At 62.9% G+C, this 16265-nt stretch carries 13 protein-coding genes; 11 read left to right on the forward strand and 2 right to left on the reverse strand.

Annotated elements, in window-relative coordinates; genetic code table 11:
• The first annotated feature begins 860 nt into the window (after positions 1-860).
• From CH251_RS25000 to CH251_RS25035, 9 genes are all read left to right on the forward strand, one after another.
• Entirely contained in the window at positions 861-1775 is a 915-nt protein-coding gene (locus CH251_RS25000) for a ParA family protein (protein WP_015586067.1), read from the forward strand.
• On the forward strand, positions 1772-2491 hold the full coding sequence (locus CH251_RS25005) for a hypothetical protein (protein ID WP_015586066.1): 720 nt from the start codon (positions 1772-1774) through the stop codon (positions 2489-2491). Before CH251_RS25000 ends, CH251_RS25005 begins: the two co-directional genes overlap by 4 nt.
• Before the next feature lie 460 nt (positions 2492-2951).
• Positions 2952-3122: a hypothetical protein gene (locus CH251_RS27660; protein ID WP_015586065.1), complete on the forward strand. Its 171-nt coding sequence runs from the start codon at positions 2952-2954 to the stop codon at positions 3120-3122.
• Positions 3123-3345: 223 nt separating this feature from the next.
• On the forward strand, positions 3346-8718 hold the full coding sequence (locus CH251_RS25010) for a telomere-binding protein (RefSeq protein ID WP_032364989.1): 5373 nt from the start codon (positions 3346-3348) through the stop codon (positions 8716-8718).
• Between the two features lie 3 nt (positions 8719-8721).
• Positions 8722-9372 carry a helix-turn-helix domain-containing protein gene (locus CH251_RS25015; protein ID WP_015586063.1) on the forward strand — a complete coding sequence of 217 codons (651 nt, stop codon included), beginning with the start codon at positions 8722-8724 and terminating at the stop codon, positions 9370-9372.
• A gap of 103 nt (positions 9373-9475) precedes the next feature.
• Positions 9476-9601 carry a hypothetical protein gene (locus CH251_RS28070; RefSeq protein ID WP_254924250.1) on the forward strand — a complete coding sequence of 42 codons (126 nt, stop codon included), beginning with the start codon at positions 9476-9478 and terminating at the stop codon, positions 9599-9601.
• Positions 9602-9607: 6 nt separating this feature from the next.
• The gene (locus CH251_RS25025) at positions 9608-10246 is read left to right on the forward strand and encodes a hypothetical protein (protein WP_015586061.1); all 639 of its coding nucleotides are present in this window, start codon (positions 9608-9610) and stop codon (positions 10244-10246) included.
• 265 nt (positions 10247-10511) lie between these two features.
• A complete protein-coding gene (locus CH251_RS25030; protein WP_032394817.1) occupies positions 10512-11231 on the forward strand; it encodes a CPBP family intramembrane glutamic endopeptidase in 720 nt (239 codons plus the stop codon).
• On the forward strand, positions 11231-11851 hold the full coding sequence (locus CH251_RS25035; RefSeq protein ID WP_015586059.1) for a DUF2637 domain-containing protein: 621 nt from the start codon (positions 11231-11233) through the stop codon (positions 11849-11851). Before CH251_RS25030 ends, CH251_RS25035 begins: the two co-directional genes overlap by 1 nt.
• A 13-nt stretch (positions 11852-11864) precedes the next feature.
• On the opposite strand, the gene CH251_RS25040 is transcribed toward CH251_RS25035, so the two are convergent.
• Together CH251_RS25040 and CH251_RS25045 are read right to left on the reverse strand one after the other, a co-directional pair.
• Positions 11865-12866, reverse strand: coding sequence for a hypothetical protein (locus tag CH251_RS25040; protein WP_072692241.1), 1002 nt, complete (start codon positions 12864-12866; stop codon positions 11865-11867).
• A gap of 40 nt (positions 12867-12906) precedes the next feature.
• The gene (locus tag CH251_RS25045) at positions 12907-13434 is read right to left on the reverse strand and encodes a hypothetical protein (protein WP_015586057.1); all 528 of its coding nucleotides are present in this window, start codon (positions 13432-13434) and stop codon (positions 12907-12909) included.
• Positions 13435-13721: 287 nt separating this feature from the next.
• On the opposite strand from CH251_RS25045, the gene CH251_RS25050 reads away from it, so the two are divergent.
• Entirely contained in the window at positions 13722-14645 is a 924-nt protein-coding gene (locus CH251_RS25050; RefSeq protein ID WP_052047799.1) for a DNA processing protein DprA, read from the forward strand.
• A gap of 352 nt (positions 14646-14997) precedes the next feature.
• A complete protein-coding gene (locus CH251_RS25055) occupies positions 14998-15993 on the forward strand; it encodes a DUF4192 family protein (protein ID WP_015586055.1) in 996 nt (331 codons plus the stop codon).
• Positions 15994-16265 lie beyond the last annotated feature (272 nt).

The following is a 16265-nucleotide window of genomic DNA, read 5'->3' on the forward strand; positions in this document are numbered from 1 at the left end:
CCCCGTTGACCTGGCGTCTTATGTGAAATTCGTGCCAGGCTCGCGTCGAACTACGTAGCAATCCTCGCACTCCCCTACCGATACCTCTCCCCTCAACACTTCGCTTGAGCCTTCGCGAAGCCAGCAGAGCCTGCGGATTGGGAGTCGCGGCCATGATCGCAGCTCGAATCGCACGCTGATTCGCACATATCGACGCTTTGTTGATCCGACATAACTACCCACTCTCGATCCCGTTCATCATCCCAGTGCTCTGCTCCCCTACCTCCGTTACCGTCTACCGGGCAATCATCCCAACACAATGGGCGTAGCACTTCGTAGTACTCCTCGCGCAGTAAAGCGTTGGTTTCATCGCGTACTAAACCGCGTGTTTGAGGGCGTACAAATACGCTTGTTACACCGTTGGTTAATACGCGTAATACTACGCATGCAATACCGGGTAGAACTCCGCACGTCAACACGCGGGTTAAATACCGTTTTGGTCAGCACATCAATGCCCGTGTTTCTTCACGTGTTAACAAGGGTGTTGATATGCGACTTAACGTGCGTATTGGTACGCTGTTACTAGGGCGCAGCACTACATGTTTTATTGCGCGTGTTTTGCCGCGTAAGAGTGCGAGCATTGATACGCATGGTGTTACGCGACTTAGACCGTGTTGACTGACGTGCGTGACTGGGCGTACTCTCGCGCACACAACCACGCACGACAACCTGCGCATCCGCCCGCACAAGAGCGTGCGGGACAAGTCGAGCCGCTCGCACGTACCGATTCGGCACCGTGAACGCCTCCCGGTCACGCTTCTCCACGGCAGCGCTCGAATAGATGCACGCGGATCCAGGACTCTGGAAGGAAGGTTCTATCGATGGCAATATCAAATTCCCTCGCAGTCACCCAAGGTAAAGGGGGAGTGGGCAAGACGACGGTTGTTGCCAACCTCGCAGGCCTGTTCGCCGCTGCCGGCTACCGTGTTCTCGTCGGGGAGTTCGACCCTCAGGGCAACCTGGCCCGCGATTTCGGTTACGAAAAGCAGTCCGGTGAAGAACTTCTGATGTCGTTGATGTCAGGCGGACAACCCCCGATCATCAAAGACGTCCGACCCGGTCTAGACGTCATTCCCGCTGGTCCTGCGCTCGTCGACGTTGCTGGCATGATGCTCTCCAGGCTCAGCCGCGGGGGCGAATCGCTGGGGCAGATCCTCCACAAAGTCCTTGCCCCGATCGTTCCCGACTACGACATTGTTCTCTTCGATACCCCGCCAGGCGACGTGATCATCGGTGATGCGGTGCTGTACTGCACGTCGTCCGTTCTCATCCCTACTCGCGCCGACGATGGCAGCCTCGACGGCCTCGACCGCGTCGCCGAGCGCTTCGCGCGTGCCCGGGAGCACAATCCGCAACTGAGATTGGCTGGCATGCTTCTGTTTGCGGTCGGCAGTAGGTCACAACGGCTCCAGGACCAGGTGAGGGAAAGTATTACGCAAGCCATTCCTGACACCATTGCCCCCATCTTCGGCACGACAATCCGCTACATGGAGAGCGCCGCTGCCGACGCGCGGCGGCATGGGCTCCTAGCTCACGAACTCGAAGGCGCTACTGCTAGCGCAAAGAAGGCTCGGTTGAAAGCGCTGAGGGACAAGGTGAAACCACCCAGCCTTCTGCTCTCTCGGGATGCAACCGGGTTGGCGGATGACTACGAGGCCCTAGCAGCTGAGGTCTTGCAACGCTTGGCCGAGCTTGCTGCCGAAGCCGATCACGCAGAAGAGGTAGCACCCGCATGAGCACCACTGATCGCAAGAAGCGACCCAGCCTGGCGGACCAATTCGACAAGCCCGCTCCCCGTGGATCTGGCCTCGCCAACATTTTCCCTCGCAATGGAACGGGTTCCCTCGCCAGGCCTGCCGCAGTGGAACCACGCTCGACCGACGTGGCTGCCGAAAGAGCCGTCGACGAGCCGCACGTACAGGCTCCGGACGTGACATCTGCACCGGATGCTCCTGCAGCACCTGCACCAGAGCCTCCGACCGAGGTTGCTACATCTGCCTCGCCCTCCGGGGGCAGCACTGCCGCAACCGAGGACGTAGCCACCACACCCGAAACCGGGGCCGACACCGCTACAGCGGAGCCGTTGGCTGCGATTGTCGGTGATGAAGATGTGCGCCCGATCGCGGTCTACGTTCCCGCGACGGTCAAAGAGGCCTGGAAGACGCGATCTCAGCGGGAGAAGAAGTCCTACGGCGAGATCGTCGAGGATGCCTTCGCCGCGCACACCCCGGAAACCTTGGTTCGCCTCTTCGCCCCTCGCGCCGTCGAATCGCCACGCGGTGGCATGCCGCGTCTGGCCCGCCCGAAGGTCGCGAGCGGGGGAGTGGAGGTGCGTCCACATCTGTGGGTAGCCCAGACCCGATGGATAGACGAGCAGGTAGAAGCAAGTCCGCTCATCCCCTCACGAAGCGCGCTGATTGCTGCGGTCGTTGAGGACTATCTGATCTCTTGATCCGCCGGGCCAGAGCGTCTTGCTCCTGGCTCCCCACCGTGCTCCCCACCATGCTCCCCACTCCGGTGGGGAGCGTTTTTTTGCCTTTGAGCTGCCCTTATCTCCATGCTCCCCATGCTCCCCACATAAAAGAGCCAAGGTCACGCGTATATCGATGAAGGGGCTTGCGCAGCGGGTCGGTTCGACGAGCTGGGGTGTTCGTCGTGTCCGGTGCCGCAGAGACAATGTCGAGAGATTTCGCCACTTCTGTCACAGAGGTAGATCGAGACGGATCTACCTGTCATGTGTGGTGCGAGGGCGGGTACGGACGAGGTGCGGAGGAACATGTGAACGTGGCACGACAGGCAGGCGACACACCGGATGTCGCGGCCTCCCTGTTTCTGTTACCGAATCCGTTTAATGTGATCGCATGGCTGGAAGCAAACCTGGGAGAGAGTCGAAGGGCCCTCGCATACCCGCAATGGTGCGCACGCCCGACACGCAGTATGCGCATTACAAAAACGAGGCCGACGCCCTTGGCCTCGACCTCAGCGACTACTACGTCTATGTCATGGCGCTGCACCATGATCTACCCATGCCGCATTACATCCAAGATCGAATCGATCCCGCACAGTACAAGCTGGGCGCGTGATGACCTACCCCTAGACAGTGAAAAACCCCCCTCGTGCTTGGCGGCGAGAAGGGGGGTCTTCCGGATTCACAAGTGAGCGAATCGCTCCGCTCCAACCACCCACCGGGAACAACCACGAACACGACAGGAGGTGTATTGACATCATAGCTCAGTACCCCTGCCTCGCCGTGATTTGCGCTCCGAACCCAGCGCGCGTCGTACATCTACGTGTCGGCGGTGAGTCGTGACGTCACCGACTCCCAACCGCGGCCACATGTGGTCGATGGACAACATCCGTCCACGCCTCGAGCAGCTCGGCGGCTTCAAAGCCACATCGAGTACCCAGTTTCAGGCGAGATGCCCCGTTCACGACGACCGTCACGCTTCGCTGTCTGTCACCTGGACTCCGGGCCACCACGGTTCTGGAATGGTGCTGCTGCGGTGCCATGGCTGCTCAGCGACGGCCGCAGAAATCGCCGAGCGTCTCGATATCGGTGTGTCCGATCTGTTCGACGAACCCTTGCCGAGTCGGGATCCGAGCGCACCGCGTGTCGGTAGATCCCCGCAGCAACGGGCAGCGGGCAAACGACGTGGGCGTCTGGGGCGTCTGCCTGCTCGGATTGCCGGTCCGATGCCGGAGCCCGAGGTCGAGCACTCTTGGTCGGAAGTTGCGCGCTATCCCTACACCGATGCCGACAGCGTATTGGTGCAGGAGGTCATCCGCGAGGAGTGCACCTCGTGCGGCGTCAAACACAAACGATTCCGGCAGTTGTTCGTCGGTCCGAATCGCACGTACGTCAAACGTAAGCCTGCGGTGTTCACTCCGGTCCTGTTCGCGATGCCGCAGCTGCAAGCGGCGCTGTCGGCCGGCCAGCCGGTGTGGCTGCTCGAGGGCGAAAAGGATGTCGAGACCGCGATGCGTCTCGGTCTGTGCGCGACCACGAATGCCCAGGGTGGCCTGAACTTTCCGCCACAGCTCGCCGAGGTGTTCGCCGGTGCCGCAGTGCGCGTTGTGCTCGATCGTGACGCCGCAGGATACGAGCGCGGCATCGAACTGGCGTCGCTGCTCGGCGCAGTTGATGCCGAGGTACAACTGCTGCTACCCGGCACAACAGATGACAAATCAGACTTCACAGATCACGTCGAGGCCCAGCTGTGGGATCCGGACGATATGTGGAACGGGTTGATTCCCGTCCATGTCGGTGAGGTTGCGGCACATGCTGCGCTGGCCAAGCTGCGCGGCAAGGCCGCCGAGGTCGAAAAGGCGGCTCAGGAAGCGGCTGCGCGTGCCGAGCGCGGGCGAGTATCAGGTCACCAGGATGAGTGCGCAGACGAGATCCGCCTCGCTGGGCGCTGGGCCGTCGAGGCGGAGCGCCTGTTCGAGCCGTTGAGCGAAGCCGTCGATGCGGTGCGTAGTTTCGCTGCCGCTGAGGGCACGAAGTGGTCGCAAGAAGCGGTCGATGCCGCTACCGCTGTGTGGCGTACTGCCCGCACGGCTGCCCGTGCCGCACACGATATTTCGCGCACTCCGATTCCACCGCTGCTGCACGACGAGGACGAGCACGACGCGGTGCCGCCGGCGACCGGATCCAGCCACATCGACGCCGGTGAATCGACACATCCGCTCCCTGACGGACCCCGACTGCACCTGGTCGGGGCGGCCACCCGCGGCGCTCAGATATCTGCACCGACGTATCGGGTCGTAGAGGGAAGCCTCGTCGAAATCGTCACCAACCGAGATGGCGAGCAGACCGCCAAAATGGTGCTCAGCATCGATGCTCGGATCGTGGAGATGGAATACCTCGAATCGCAGGACGACGGCCTCGACGTCGACGCACCGACCCTGCTCGGACGCGAAGATATCGTCGGGCAGCGGGAAGCCAATCCGCCGTCGCCCGAACAGCTTTCCGCTGTCGTCATCGGGTACACCCATCCCGATACGGGCGAGTTCATGCGTATGCGGGTGGACGCACAGGACTATCGGGACTGCACCTGGGCGGATTCTCTTCCCGGGCCGCCGACGTACGACTCCAAACCCTCTGGAATCGCCAAACTTCGCGACGCCCTGAAAGTGGCGGGTGGAGTGACGATTGCCCGGACGGTTCGATTCCGTTCCACCGGTTGGCGTAAGGACCGAAACGACGAGTGGTTCTACGTGCACGCGGGTGGCGCTATCAGTGCTGCCGGTGCCCGTGTTGCGCCGGTTCTGCTCAGTGGACCGCTCTCGCGTTACGACCTGCCGTGCCCGATCGCCGATGCACCTCGATTGCGTGATGCCTTCATGGTCGATTCGGGATCGATGCTGACGCGTCTGCCGGTGCGAATCGCTGCTCCGTTGCTCGGGCACGTCTTTCGCGCGGCCTTGGGACCCAACCCCTGGGTTCTTTCGCTCATTGGTTCGCCCGGTTCGTACAAGACCTCGATCGCGTCGATCGCGATGCATCACTTCGGTGAGCTGTGGGATCGTCGGCGGCCGGCATCGTCGATGTCAGGTAACGGTGACACTCTCAATGCGCTTCGCATCAAACTGAATTCGTCGAAAGATGCGCTGTACTGGGCCGATGATGTCGCTCCCACACGAGACTGGGGGGCTGCACAGAAAGCGCTCGAAGAGTTCGCGCGCATGGTCCACAACGGCGAACAACGGAGCCGTTCCAGTCGCGACGGGTTGAGCATCCTCGACGGCACCGCCCCCCGATCGTCCGCGATGGTGACCTCCGAGGTCATGCCTCGACCAGGGTCCGGCGCTCAGCGCATGTTGGTGGTGCCGTTGCAGTCCGACGAGATCGAACTCGACGAGCTGATTCGACTCGACAGTGAGCAGTCTCGACATGGACGCGCCCTGCTGATGGCCTCGTTCCTGCAGTGGTTGTGCCCCCGCCTCGAGGAACTGCGGGAAAAGGTCTTCAACGAGGGCGCGCACTACGCCGAGGGCTTACGTGAGCAGGGTGAGACCGTGCGCCAGGCCGAAGCGGTCGGTGCAGTGTGGGCAGGGTGGCAGGCGTTCACCGCTTTTCTGCTCGATGTCGGCGCGCTCGATGCCGATGAGGTCGAGCAAGTTCTCGACGTCGTCGACGGCGGATTGCACGACGCGGTCGTCGCTGCGGCCGATCCCGATCTGCCTTCACGTACCGGGGCGCGGGTGCGCGAGCTCCTTGCGCACGCACTGCGTACCGGGTTGGCCTACGTCGACGACGTTCGTACCGGTGAAGCACCCGACCGCCCGCTCGCCGGCCGGTTGGGGTGGCGACGGACGTTGGTCTCGGACTATCAGGACGTCAAGAAGTACCGCGAAGACGCACGCGGGATCCGGTTGGGGTACGTGCTCACCGACCCCGGACCACGCGACGGTGAAGCGCAGCTGTTGATCGAATCGACTGCCCTCGAACAGGTTCTGAAAGCCGCGGCATCGACGATGTCCGATGCTCCACAGATCGATCGAGGCACGGCGCTGCGGGCCCTCTACGACGAGGGAGTTCTGATCGCCGAGGAACGCGCAGGCAAGACACCCCGTTACACCGTCCAACGCACCATCCATTGTGAGGAACGGCGGCAGCGGATGACCGCTCTCCGTCTGTGGGCGATCCTCGGCGACGGCCCCGACGACGGTCAGATCGGCATCTTCGACGCTGATGGCGGACCCGACGATGCACCGGACGGTACGACACCGAGCGACGTTCCGGGTTCGACCTCCGCAGTGGCCGACCTCGCGACGTTGTTCTCGGTATCGAACAGCGACACCTCATCGACGACGGGCAGCTCTCGTGCCAACGACGCGGAAGCTACGTCTGACAACTCCGAACAGGAGGACATTCCAGTGGGAAGCTACCCCGATGCCGAGGGCCATATCGCTGTGGCAGAACATATTTCGCCGAGCGTCCCGTGCGTGAAGTGCGGAGTGGGCTCGGGCCTTCGCTTCGATGGCCACGTTCTGCACGCGCAGTGCTGGTTCGGAAGCACAGCTGCCTCCCGCGCTGCACTGGTTGCCGATACCGCAGCCGCAGCGAAGCCGCCTGCACCCGCCTCCACTGGCCCGCGGCCGTCGAACGAACCTGCTCGTCGAGCTGCTTCCGAGGCCGCCGAGTCGAGTGCTCCTACGGTTGCGCAACCCAGTGCGCCGCTCGAGACCACGCAGCCTCGGCGTTCAGCTCCCGCGAAGACCGCGGCCAACCCGTTCGCTGCCCCTGCCGCCGTCCTGGACGTCGATGGCATTTGGATGCCCGACGGAAGTCGAATCAATTTGCCACAGAACATCTCTCACGTCGGTCATGTCGCCGCGCTGGTGCAGGAGCTGCGTCTGGGCACTCAGACTTCGTCGTGGCAGAGCGAACCGGGACAGATCTGGGTGACCGCGGCGATGACCGAGAAGTTCGGGGTGGATCTGAGCACGCTGAGCGACGATCCGTCGCAGCGACGCAAAGACGTCGGCGAGGCCACTGCCGGCACAGCGTTCGTCACAGATGCAATCGCCGACGGTTGGACCCTGGGCAAGCCCGGTGACCGGCTCGGTGCGTGGACCCGTGTGTGGCGCACCCAGGGCGAGCACCGCGGTGTGTGGGTCGTCCTGGCTGCCGGCATGAACGCCGATCCACGCGATATCCCTATTCTCGGAGACCGACCGTCCCCGAGCAAACTCGCGCGTCGATTGTCGCTGTTCGCCAGCGCGTTGAAGATGCCGTGGGTGATCACCCCGCAGTCCACAGGTTTCGACCTGATGATCTCGACTCGATTCAAGGACCGCGAGCGGATGTTCGGGGCACAGACTCCCGTCGGCCCGGCCACCATCAGCTCCCTCGAGGACGATTACGCATGGTCCCGCAAACCGACCAGCGACGAGACATCGATGATCTACGTCCACGCGTACGACCGAGGAGGCTCGCATGCTGCGGGAATCGCCGGTTTGGAGATGCCGATCGGATCGGCCACTCATCATCCAGACGGGCGAGCGTTCGACAAGAAGCTGCCGGGCTATTGGCGGGTAGAGGTTCCCGAGGCAGGGGACTGGCGCATCCCACATCCATTGATGCCTCTCGGCGGCCGGCCGGGCCTGCTGTGGGTGACCACACCGAGTCTGCAGGTCGCCGGAGAACTCGGCTACGAGCTCGAACCTGTCGAGGCCTACGTGTGGAACGAACATGGCCGAGTACTCGATCCGTGGTACGAGCGAATCCGGGACGCACGAACAGCTTTGGACGTCGACGACGTCGACGCTCAGTTGGCCAGAGATCTGCTCAAGGGCGTCTACACGCGCACGATCGGCCAGATGGGGTCCTCGGTTCATATGACCGGACGAGCAGGTTTCTCGCCTGAGCGACGCCATCACATCATCGCCAAAGCGCGGGCGAACATCACTCGTCGCATCGTCAAGATCGGCACCGTCTCCGACCGGTGGCCGGTGGCCATCACGAACGACACGGTTCTCTACACCAGCAACGATCCGGATCCGATCGCGTCCTGGCCTGGGGAGGACAAGCAGCTCGGTCGAGGGTTCGGCCAATACAAGTGGGAGGGCTCCGCTCGACTCGGCGATCATCTCGAGTTCCTCGTCGGTGGCCGCTACAAGGGCAAGGAAGCGCTGACGATGAACTGGGATGCCACGACAGGCAAGGGGGAATAGCCAATGGCCGGGCGCAAGCATGCTGGCTTCAAAGAGAACCTGGAAGCAGACGAACGCCGACGCAGCTCACTGTTCCAGGGCTTGACGGGCAGGCGTGGTGCCGATGTCTCCGGCAAGGCCGGCACCACCCCTGACATGCGTGGGATGCTCCTCGCCGCGTACGGCCCGGGCACTCGGGGCGGGGTGAACACTGCCGCAGCTGCGCGCGATCTCGGAGTCTCACGTCGTACGGTGGAACGCTGGGTTGCCGCCGAGGGACGCCAGCGAATCTCGAAGCCGAAGGCCGAGACTCTGAGCAAGCTCACCACCAAGTCGCGGCAGGCAGCGACGACGCAACAGGGCCGGCGCGCCGCCATCAAAGCTGTCCGAGAGAGCAAACAGGGCAAGTCGATCGCCAAATACGGTGCGCGCGTACAGATCAAGGGCCGACAAGGCGTCGCCGGTGGGGGAGGGTTCTACATTCGCAATCGTTCCATCCAGATCCCCCCGGATCAGAGTGGTATGTCGCCATCCGATGTCGAGTCGATGTGGTCGGCGTACGAACGCGGCGGCGACAAAGCGCTCTCGAAGTGGCTCAGCGGCTACGCCAGCGATCGGTACGTCGACGGATGGACCTTCGAGAGCATCGACAACATCTCCATCGACCCGGTCTGACCATAAGAGTCTGCGAGTTCAGGTGTTCGGAGTGTCCGGTGCAACCGCTACGGTATCGGTGGAATCGCGCACGGCAGCGCTCTGCAGGAGGGATCAGAAAGACATGTTCGAGACCAAGTCTCAGCAGTGGAAGACCCGCGTCGTTTCTGCGTTGGCGGGTCTGATCCTCGTCAGCATGGCTGTGCAGGCCAAAATGGGATACGGCGTCTTTCTCGGACCACTCCATTAGAGCGACATGAACCCGAAGCGGCCGCGGTGGACCAAACGACAGCTCGAGGTCGCATTCACCGCGTGCTACGGCCCCTTGGTCAACGGTGGTGTCGATATCGACTATGTCGCAGCGGCATTCGGGGTGACTCGCCGTACCGTTCAGCGTTGGCTGCAGGGCTCACCTCGCGCTCGAGCGGCCATTCCCGTCCGCCGGTTGCAGCAACTTCAATTTCCCCTTCCTGAAATCCGACGTGTCGAACAGCAGACCCTCGACAATGCACGAACTGTCTTGACCGGGCTCGATCTTCCCCGTGGCCGCGGTGTCCGCAAGGAATGGCGAGAGCGACGATGGCTGGACCCCCATGTCGTGGCGATCCTCCGTCCCCACGGCTCTCCGGACCTGCGGCAGGTAGCGATCGCCAGAGGCGCACCACGCCCCGTCGCGGCACTACATAAGCGGGGCCCGCTCGATGACTTCGTCACCGTTCCCACCCGTTTCCACGCCGACGCCCTCGTCGGTGAACTGCTCGACCGCGTCGGCCCATGGCGGCTCTATCCGGACGACCGTGTCGTCGAGCTCGGCCGAACCCGCGTGTGGGCCGCATGGGCACCACCGATCGACCTACCCGCTATTGCCCGCGGTGCGGGCCTACTCGACAACTGATCAGCCTCGACCGCCGTACCCACGCTCAGTACTCGTATCCGCACCCATGACTGTCCTGTGTCGCCGCGACGAGAGAATGTCAAAGAAAGAGTGAATCGCGATGAATCGCAACAACAACTGGAACTCAAGCCTGTATATCGCTGCTGTTCCGCTCGGGCTTGCTGCCGCCTACCTAGTCGTGTGTTGGCCTTTCGAGGCATTAGTCTCGGTTCAGAGGCATCTCGGTACCGGATCCGAGGTAGTCACCGAGTCGACCCCGCCGACGATGCCCGGCGCTCAAATTGGCTTCCTAATTCTCTTCTTCGCCGCAGTTGCCGGTCTCGCTCTCGTCGCGGCGGTGCGCCGGTTCATCGAACCGAACGAGACCGAACCGAACAGCTTCCCTGGGACGTGGCGAGCGCGGACGCTGATGAGTGCAGGATTGTTCCCCATCGGCCTGTGCATGGCCTCGTTGCTGTCCCCCGAGGATGCCGAAAACCTTTCGCGCACCAGTGACTACGGCAACCCGGCACAATGGTGGAACAGTGCGCACCTTCTCGTCGCCGGCTTGGCCGAGGAACCGTTCTTCAGTGCGCTTCCGGTCTTGTTGCTCTTCGGGGTCGTCGGACTGGTCTGGCGCGTCCAGCCGTGGATGCTCGGCATCGTCATCGCGAGCTCAGCTCTGTTTCGAGCCTCCATCCATCTGTACCAGGGAACAGGGCAAGCGTTGTCGGCGTTCGTATGGGGCGCTGTGGCCGTCTACGTCTACTATCGACTCCGCAGTCTCACGGGACTCGTTCTGGCCCATACAGCTTGGAATGCATTCGTCATTGCGAACAATGGTGACTACACCGCGGCTCAGATAGTGATCGGCGGGTGTATCGCATTCACCGCCCTGTGGTCGATTTACCGACTGTCGAACACACCCACCCTCAAGCACGCCGATCTAGCACGCCCGACGGCAGCGGCCGGCCACTTTTCGATCACCACCAGCGAAGGACATTGATGAGGAATCTGACAACCATCAAACGTTGCGCGGTGATCGGCAATGCGGTGATCGGTATCAGCGCCTTCACAAAGAGCGGAATATCGTTGTGGCAGCTCGCTACTGCCAGCGGATACCCGGCAACACTGGGATGGGTTCTGCCACTGGTGCTCGACGGAATGGTAATCCTCGCAACACTCATGCTCGTCGTCGACGCCTCACACCGCTGGTTCGCGTGGGCCTTGCTGATTCTCGGGTCGATCGCATCGACGGCCGGCAACATCGTGCACGTCTCGATGGTGGACTACAGCTCGACCTTCACCGTGGCCGCGCTGGCCGCTGCTGCGCCGCCGCTGGTGCTGCTGGTCACCACGCACCTGATGATCCAGCTGGTCCGACTCGAAGCATCAGCTGTAGACGACAGCACCGACCAGCGTCACTCGGCCCCGAACAGCTCCACAGAGGCCGAAACAGCCGTTCTGTGTGTCCACGTCCTGAAACTGGCCAGCGAAGGCCACGAGCACGCTGCAGTGGCCACCAAGACCGGGCTACCCATTGAGGTCGTCGACGCAGTCATCGCAGCCGCCGAGGACGAACTCCAGATCGGCTCTGAGGAGGATCGATACCTCGCCCCGGCATGAGTTCCCCGTCGGTCTACTTCATTCGCGAGCTCAGTTCGTCGAAGAATGCTGCGAGCATCGACGGCGCGTCGGGGCTCTCGAACTCTTTGCCCCCGAACCGATAGACCTCGTATCCCGCTAGCCGGAGACGTCGGTCTTCGGTGACCATCTCGGCGTACAGCTGCGTGCTGGCGCGGCCGTCTTCGTTGGCGTAGTGCTGACGACCGTCGACCTCGATGACGACGCGTTTTCTTGCACTGAAGAGCAGCAAGAAGTCCATGCGTTGGCGTTCGAGGGGACTGCTGCCCTTGCGTTGATACTTGGTGTACGGGTCGTAGTGGAGGTAGACCTGCGGGATCAGAGCGGGAATACCGAAGCCGTGCTCTCCGTATCGACGTGAGTAGACGTCCAAGACCATCCGCTCGGGTTCGTTCTTACCGAGGCTCTCTCGCAGCCGTTTGTACAGTGACCGCCCGACATCGCGATCGTCCGTGTCTGCCATTGCTTGGTGCTCACGCCACCACTGAATCAGCTCCTGAAAGGACAGGCCGGCCTCGGTTATCGGTCTGTCGTAGACCAGGCAGAACTCAGCATTCTTGGTGATCAGGATGTCGTTGCTGACCGCGTCGCGGAGCACCATCTCCGGTTTGGGACCATTGGCCGCGAAAATGAGGTTCTTTGCGGGAGAATCGACACCGCTGGAGCCCTTTTCGTACTCTGCGATCAGCACCGCGAGCCCGTGGTCCGCGACGTCGCATTCTGCAAGCACGCGACGCGCCAGTGCGACGAGCTGGGGGATCTCGAATCCTACGAGGTAACCATCGATCAGCGACCGCTTGGTGTCGGCCTCAACCGGGGTACCTGTACCTGCCCACGTCAGGTCGAGTTCGTCGGGTAGGACCACTTCGAGGGCGGCTCGCGAGAACCCATAGATCAAGGTGTCCTCGATCGCCGACCTGAGCGTTCTGGTCGACACGATCACCCGTCGCGGCGGCTCCTCCGAGAGGCCGGCCGCAAGTGAATCCCAGAAGCTCATCGGTCAGAGGCTCCGCGGGCGGCCATGTTGAGCGGAGCGCTTACCGGCGTCGATGGCCTGGATCCAAACGAACTTCGGCGAGAATCGCCCAGAGCTTGGCGTCGTCGCCGTCGTCTCGGTGATCGGCGATGGCCTGCACGAGGGTGTTGATGACCTCACGAGAGCGTGGATTGAATCCGGCAGCTCGCGCACCAGCCCAGGCCAGGGGGTCGTCGACCACCTTGTCGAGCCTGTCGAGGGCGTGGATACACAGGTCGTGGAACTTGCCGGCACGTTTGTATTGGGCGTCGTCGAGTTCGCCGGTATCGAGCGCTGCTGCTGCTTGCTCGACGTAGACATCGATGATCGCGTTTGCGCGATCGTTGAGCTGCGGATCGAAAGTGAGGGTGTTCCAGAATGCACGCCAATTGGCTGTATCGCCGGCGGTGTTCGAGCGCGGCAGGAGGTTGTCACGAATGATCGCAGCCAGTTCCGGGTCCGTCAGTTCGCTGATCGCTCGGGCGTCGGCGGAATTCGAGGGGAGCGGGGCCGGCGTCTTGCTTCGACGCCATGGCTCGGGCTCGGTCATGTGTGCAGCTTCCCTCTCGAACGTCGCGGTTGGTGCGTTTTTCGTCGGCGGCCCGTGAGATCTGCTCCGGTATTTGTATCACTCGAACAGGACACTTCGGTCTGCTCTTTTGGCCGCTTCGTGAACTTACCGCCCGGCGCACCCGCTGTCCCCGGCACCGGGTGCGCCGGGGACATTTTCGCTTGTCAGGTGCTGTTTTTGTCGGTGTGTCGGGGTAGGTTCGAGTTGTTCTGTTGATCGGGCGGACTGACCATCTGCCCTTGTGTTAGCCCTGGGAGGGTTTCGTCGTGAGCGGTGTGTCGAGCGAGAACGCGGTGTCGGGTAGCGAGATGGTGTGGCGTGAGCGTGTTGCGTGGGCGTATCTCGCTCACGTGGCGCGGGGGCAGGGCTCGTTGGTGCATCTGGCGGTGTCCTTATCGGGCGTGGAGGCTGCAGCCGAGGCTGTGCGGCATCGGGAGGTGTCGGAGGACTTGTTGCGTGCGACGGCTCGCTCGTGGGACTACTCAGGTGCCGAGGCAGACCTCGAGACGGCGGCAACGCTGGGAGCACGATTGGTCACTCCTGCGGACGCTGAGTGGCCGCAGCGGCTGCGGATGGCCGGATGGCTGGAGGGATCGACTCCGGTCGCTCTGTGGGTTCGTGGACAGGGCGCGCTGCCCGGTGCTGATGTGTCGGCGGTGGCGCTCACCGGCACCCGGGCTGCGACCGCTTACGGCGAGCATGTCGCGTCGGAATTTGCCGGGGATCTGGCGATGCGTGGGGTGGCGGTCCTGTCGGGCAGCGGGTTCGGGATCGAGGGAGCGGTGTTGCGGGCAGCGTTGGGGGTCGGTGCAGGACCGGTAGCGGTAATGCCGTGCGGCTTGGATCGGGCGTATCCGTCCGGTCACGCTCGGTTGCTCGAGCGCGTCGCGGAACAGGGTGTGGTGGTGAGCGAGTACTCGTTCGGTGCAGAGCCTCGACGAGAACGATTCAACGGGAGTGGCGCGCTGCTGGCGGCTCTCTCCGATGCGGTAGTGGTGCCCGAGGCCGGGTCACGCGGACGTGCACTGTCTGTGGCCAGGGAAGTGCACAGGCTCGGGCGGGCGGTGTACGCGGTACCAGGGCCGGTCACCTCCGCAGCGTCGAACGGATGCCATACGTTGATCATCGACGGTGTGGCGCGTCTTGCAATGTCGGCTGCTGGCGTGTGTGCTGATCCGAACGTCTCCTGATCGGCTCGACACCGATCCGAAAGTGTGGTCGGGTATGGACGTGAGCCCTAGATGGGCCTCGGAAGCCGACTCCGCTCCCGAGGAGTTAGAGCGAGAGCCTTTGTCGCTCTGATCCTTTCGCTTCTCCCTAGACGTTCGACAACAGGCTCGCCCAGCGAAACACATGGGCGGGCCTGTTGTCTTTCCCCACCGAGCCCCGGCGCACTCGGTGCGGTCCCCGGCACCGAGTGCGCCGGGGACCAAATGTGTTGCGCGTGAGCCGTTCTTGTCGGTGGTCTCGGCTAGATTGTGGGTGTTCTGTTGATCGGGCGGACTGACCATCTGCCCCTGTGCCCTGAAAGGGGTTTGTCCGATGTCCTCTGTTTTTCGTATCTCCTCACCCGCTGATGCTGTTGCCGTGGCCGTGATGCTGGTCCGCTACGTTCCCGAGAACGAAATGGTGGTGTTCACCCCAAACTCGACAGGCGGGGCCGTCATGGCCTGCCCGCTGGGGGAGGAAGCGCCGATCGGTGGTGCCCCGTTGCTGGTGCCCAGCGGTCACCCCGTGCGTGATCTATCCGGACCGCGCGTGGTGGTCGTGTTCGGCAGTGACACACACGCCGATGCGGCATCGATGGCCGTTCTCCACGAGTTCTCGGGCGATGACGTTGCTGTGTTCCAGTTCCACGAGGGACGTGCGCGCCGCTACTTGATGAACGGGGTACTGGCGGGACCGCACGAGGTCGGCGAGGCGGTCGACCTGACGGCTCACCCCTACGTGGTCGGAGCGTTGCTCGAGGGGCAGGTACGTCTGGCCTCTCGCGCCCAAATCCGCGCGGGCTTCGTTGCCGAACAGTTCGGTGCCGAACGCGCCGCGAGTGTGGTGGACATGATGCGGGCTGCACGCGGGGCGTTCCCGGCAGTAGGGCCGATCTCGGCCGCAGAGACCATCCACCGCGAGGTACTCGCCGGGTATCTCGATTCAGGCAACCGCGGAATCGAGATATCGGATTACCACGCTGCGATGCTCGCAGCCGCCGCCTCTGACGTGCGCGTGCGCGATGTGCTGTTCGTTCACTTCACCGAAGCCAACGCCGCAGTCCTCGGCGAACTGTGGCGGCAGGTTGGCGCGGTGTTGCCCGCCAGCGAGGCAGGCCCCGCCTTCGTCCTCGCTTCGCTGAGTTACTGGATCGGACGGGAGGCGGTGCCGGCGCGGGAGGCAATGAACGTTGCCCGTGGGCTCGCCCCCGATCATTCCTTGGGGCAGCTGCTCGAACGCGCATACAACGCGGGAATCAACCCGGCGCTGTGGGAGCAGATTCGGCCCGCTGCGCTCGATGCAGAATCCGAGCGATCCCGTAACGAATGACTTGAATGCGATTGATCCGAAACCGGTTTCGCTGAATACACCATGCATCGGCGAGCCGGTTTCGGTTCGACCGCCCTCGAAAAATTCTCGATTGCAAATTGCAAATTGAGCGCGATCGAATAACAGATGCAACCGCGAAGGCGCGCAGCGCTTCGACCGAGTCCGCGAGTTCTTCGGAACGGCTTGCCGTTTCGCCTGCAGCGGCGGGCGCGCAGCGCCCAGCCCCAGCCCCGACACACCGACAAAAACAGCACCTGACAAGCGAAAATGTC

Origin of the sequence: Rhodococcus sp. 06-462-5 (assembly GCF_002258315.1) — a bacterium.
In the GTDB taxonomy this organism is placed as follows: Bacteria; Actinomycetota; Actinomycetes; order Mycobacteriales; family Mycobacteriaceae; genus Rhodococcoides.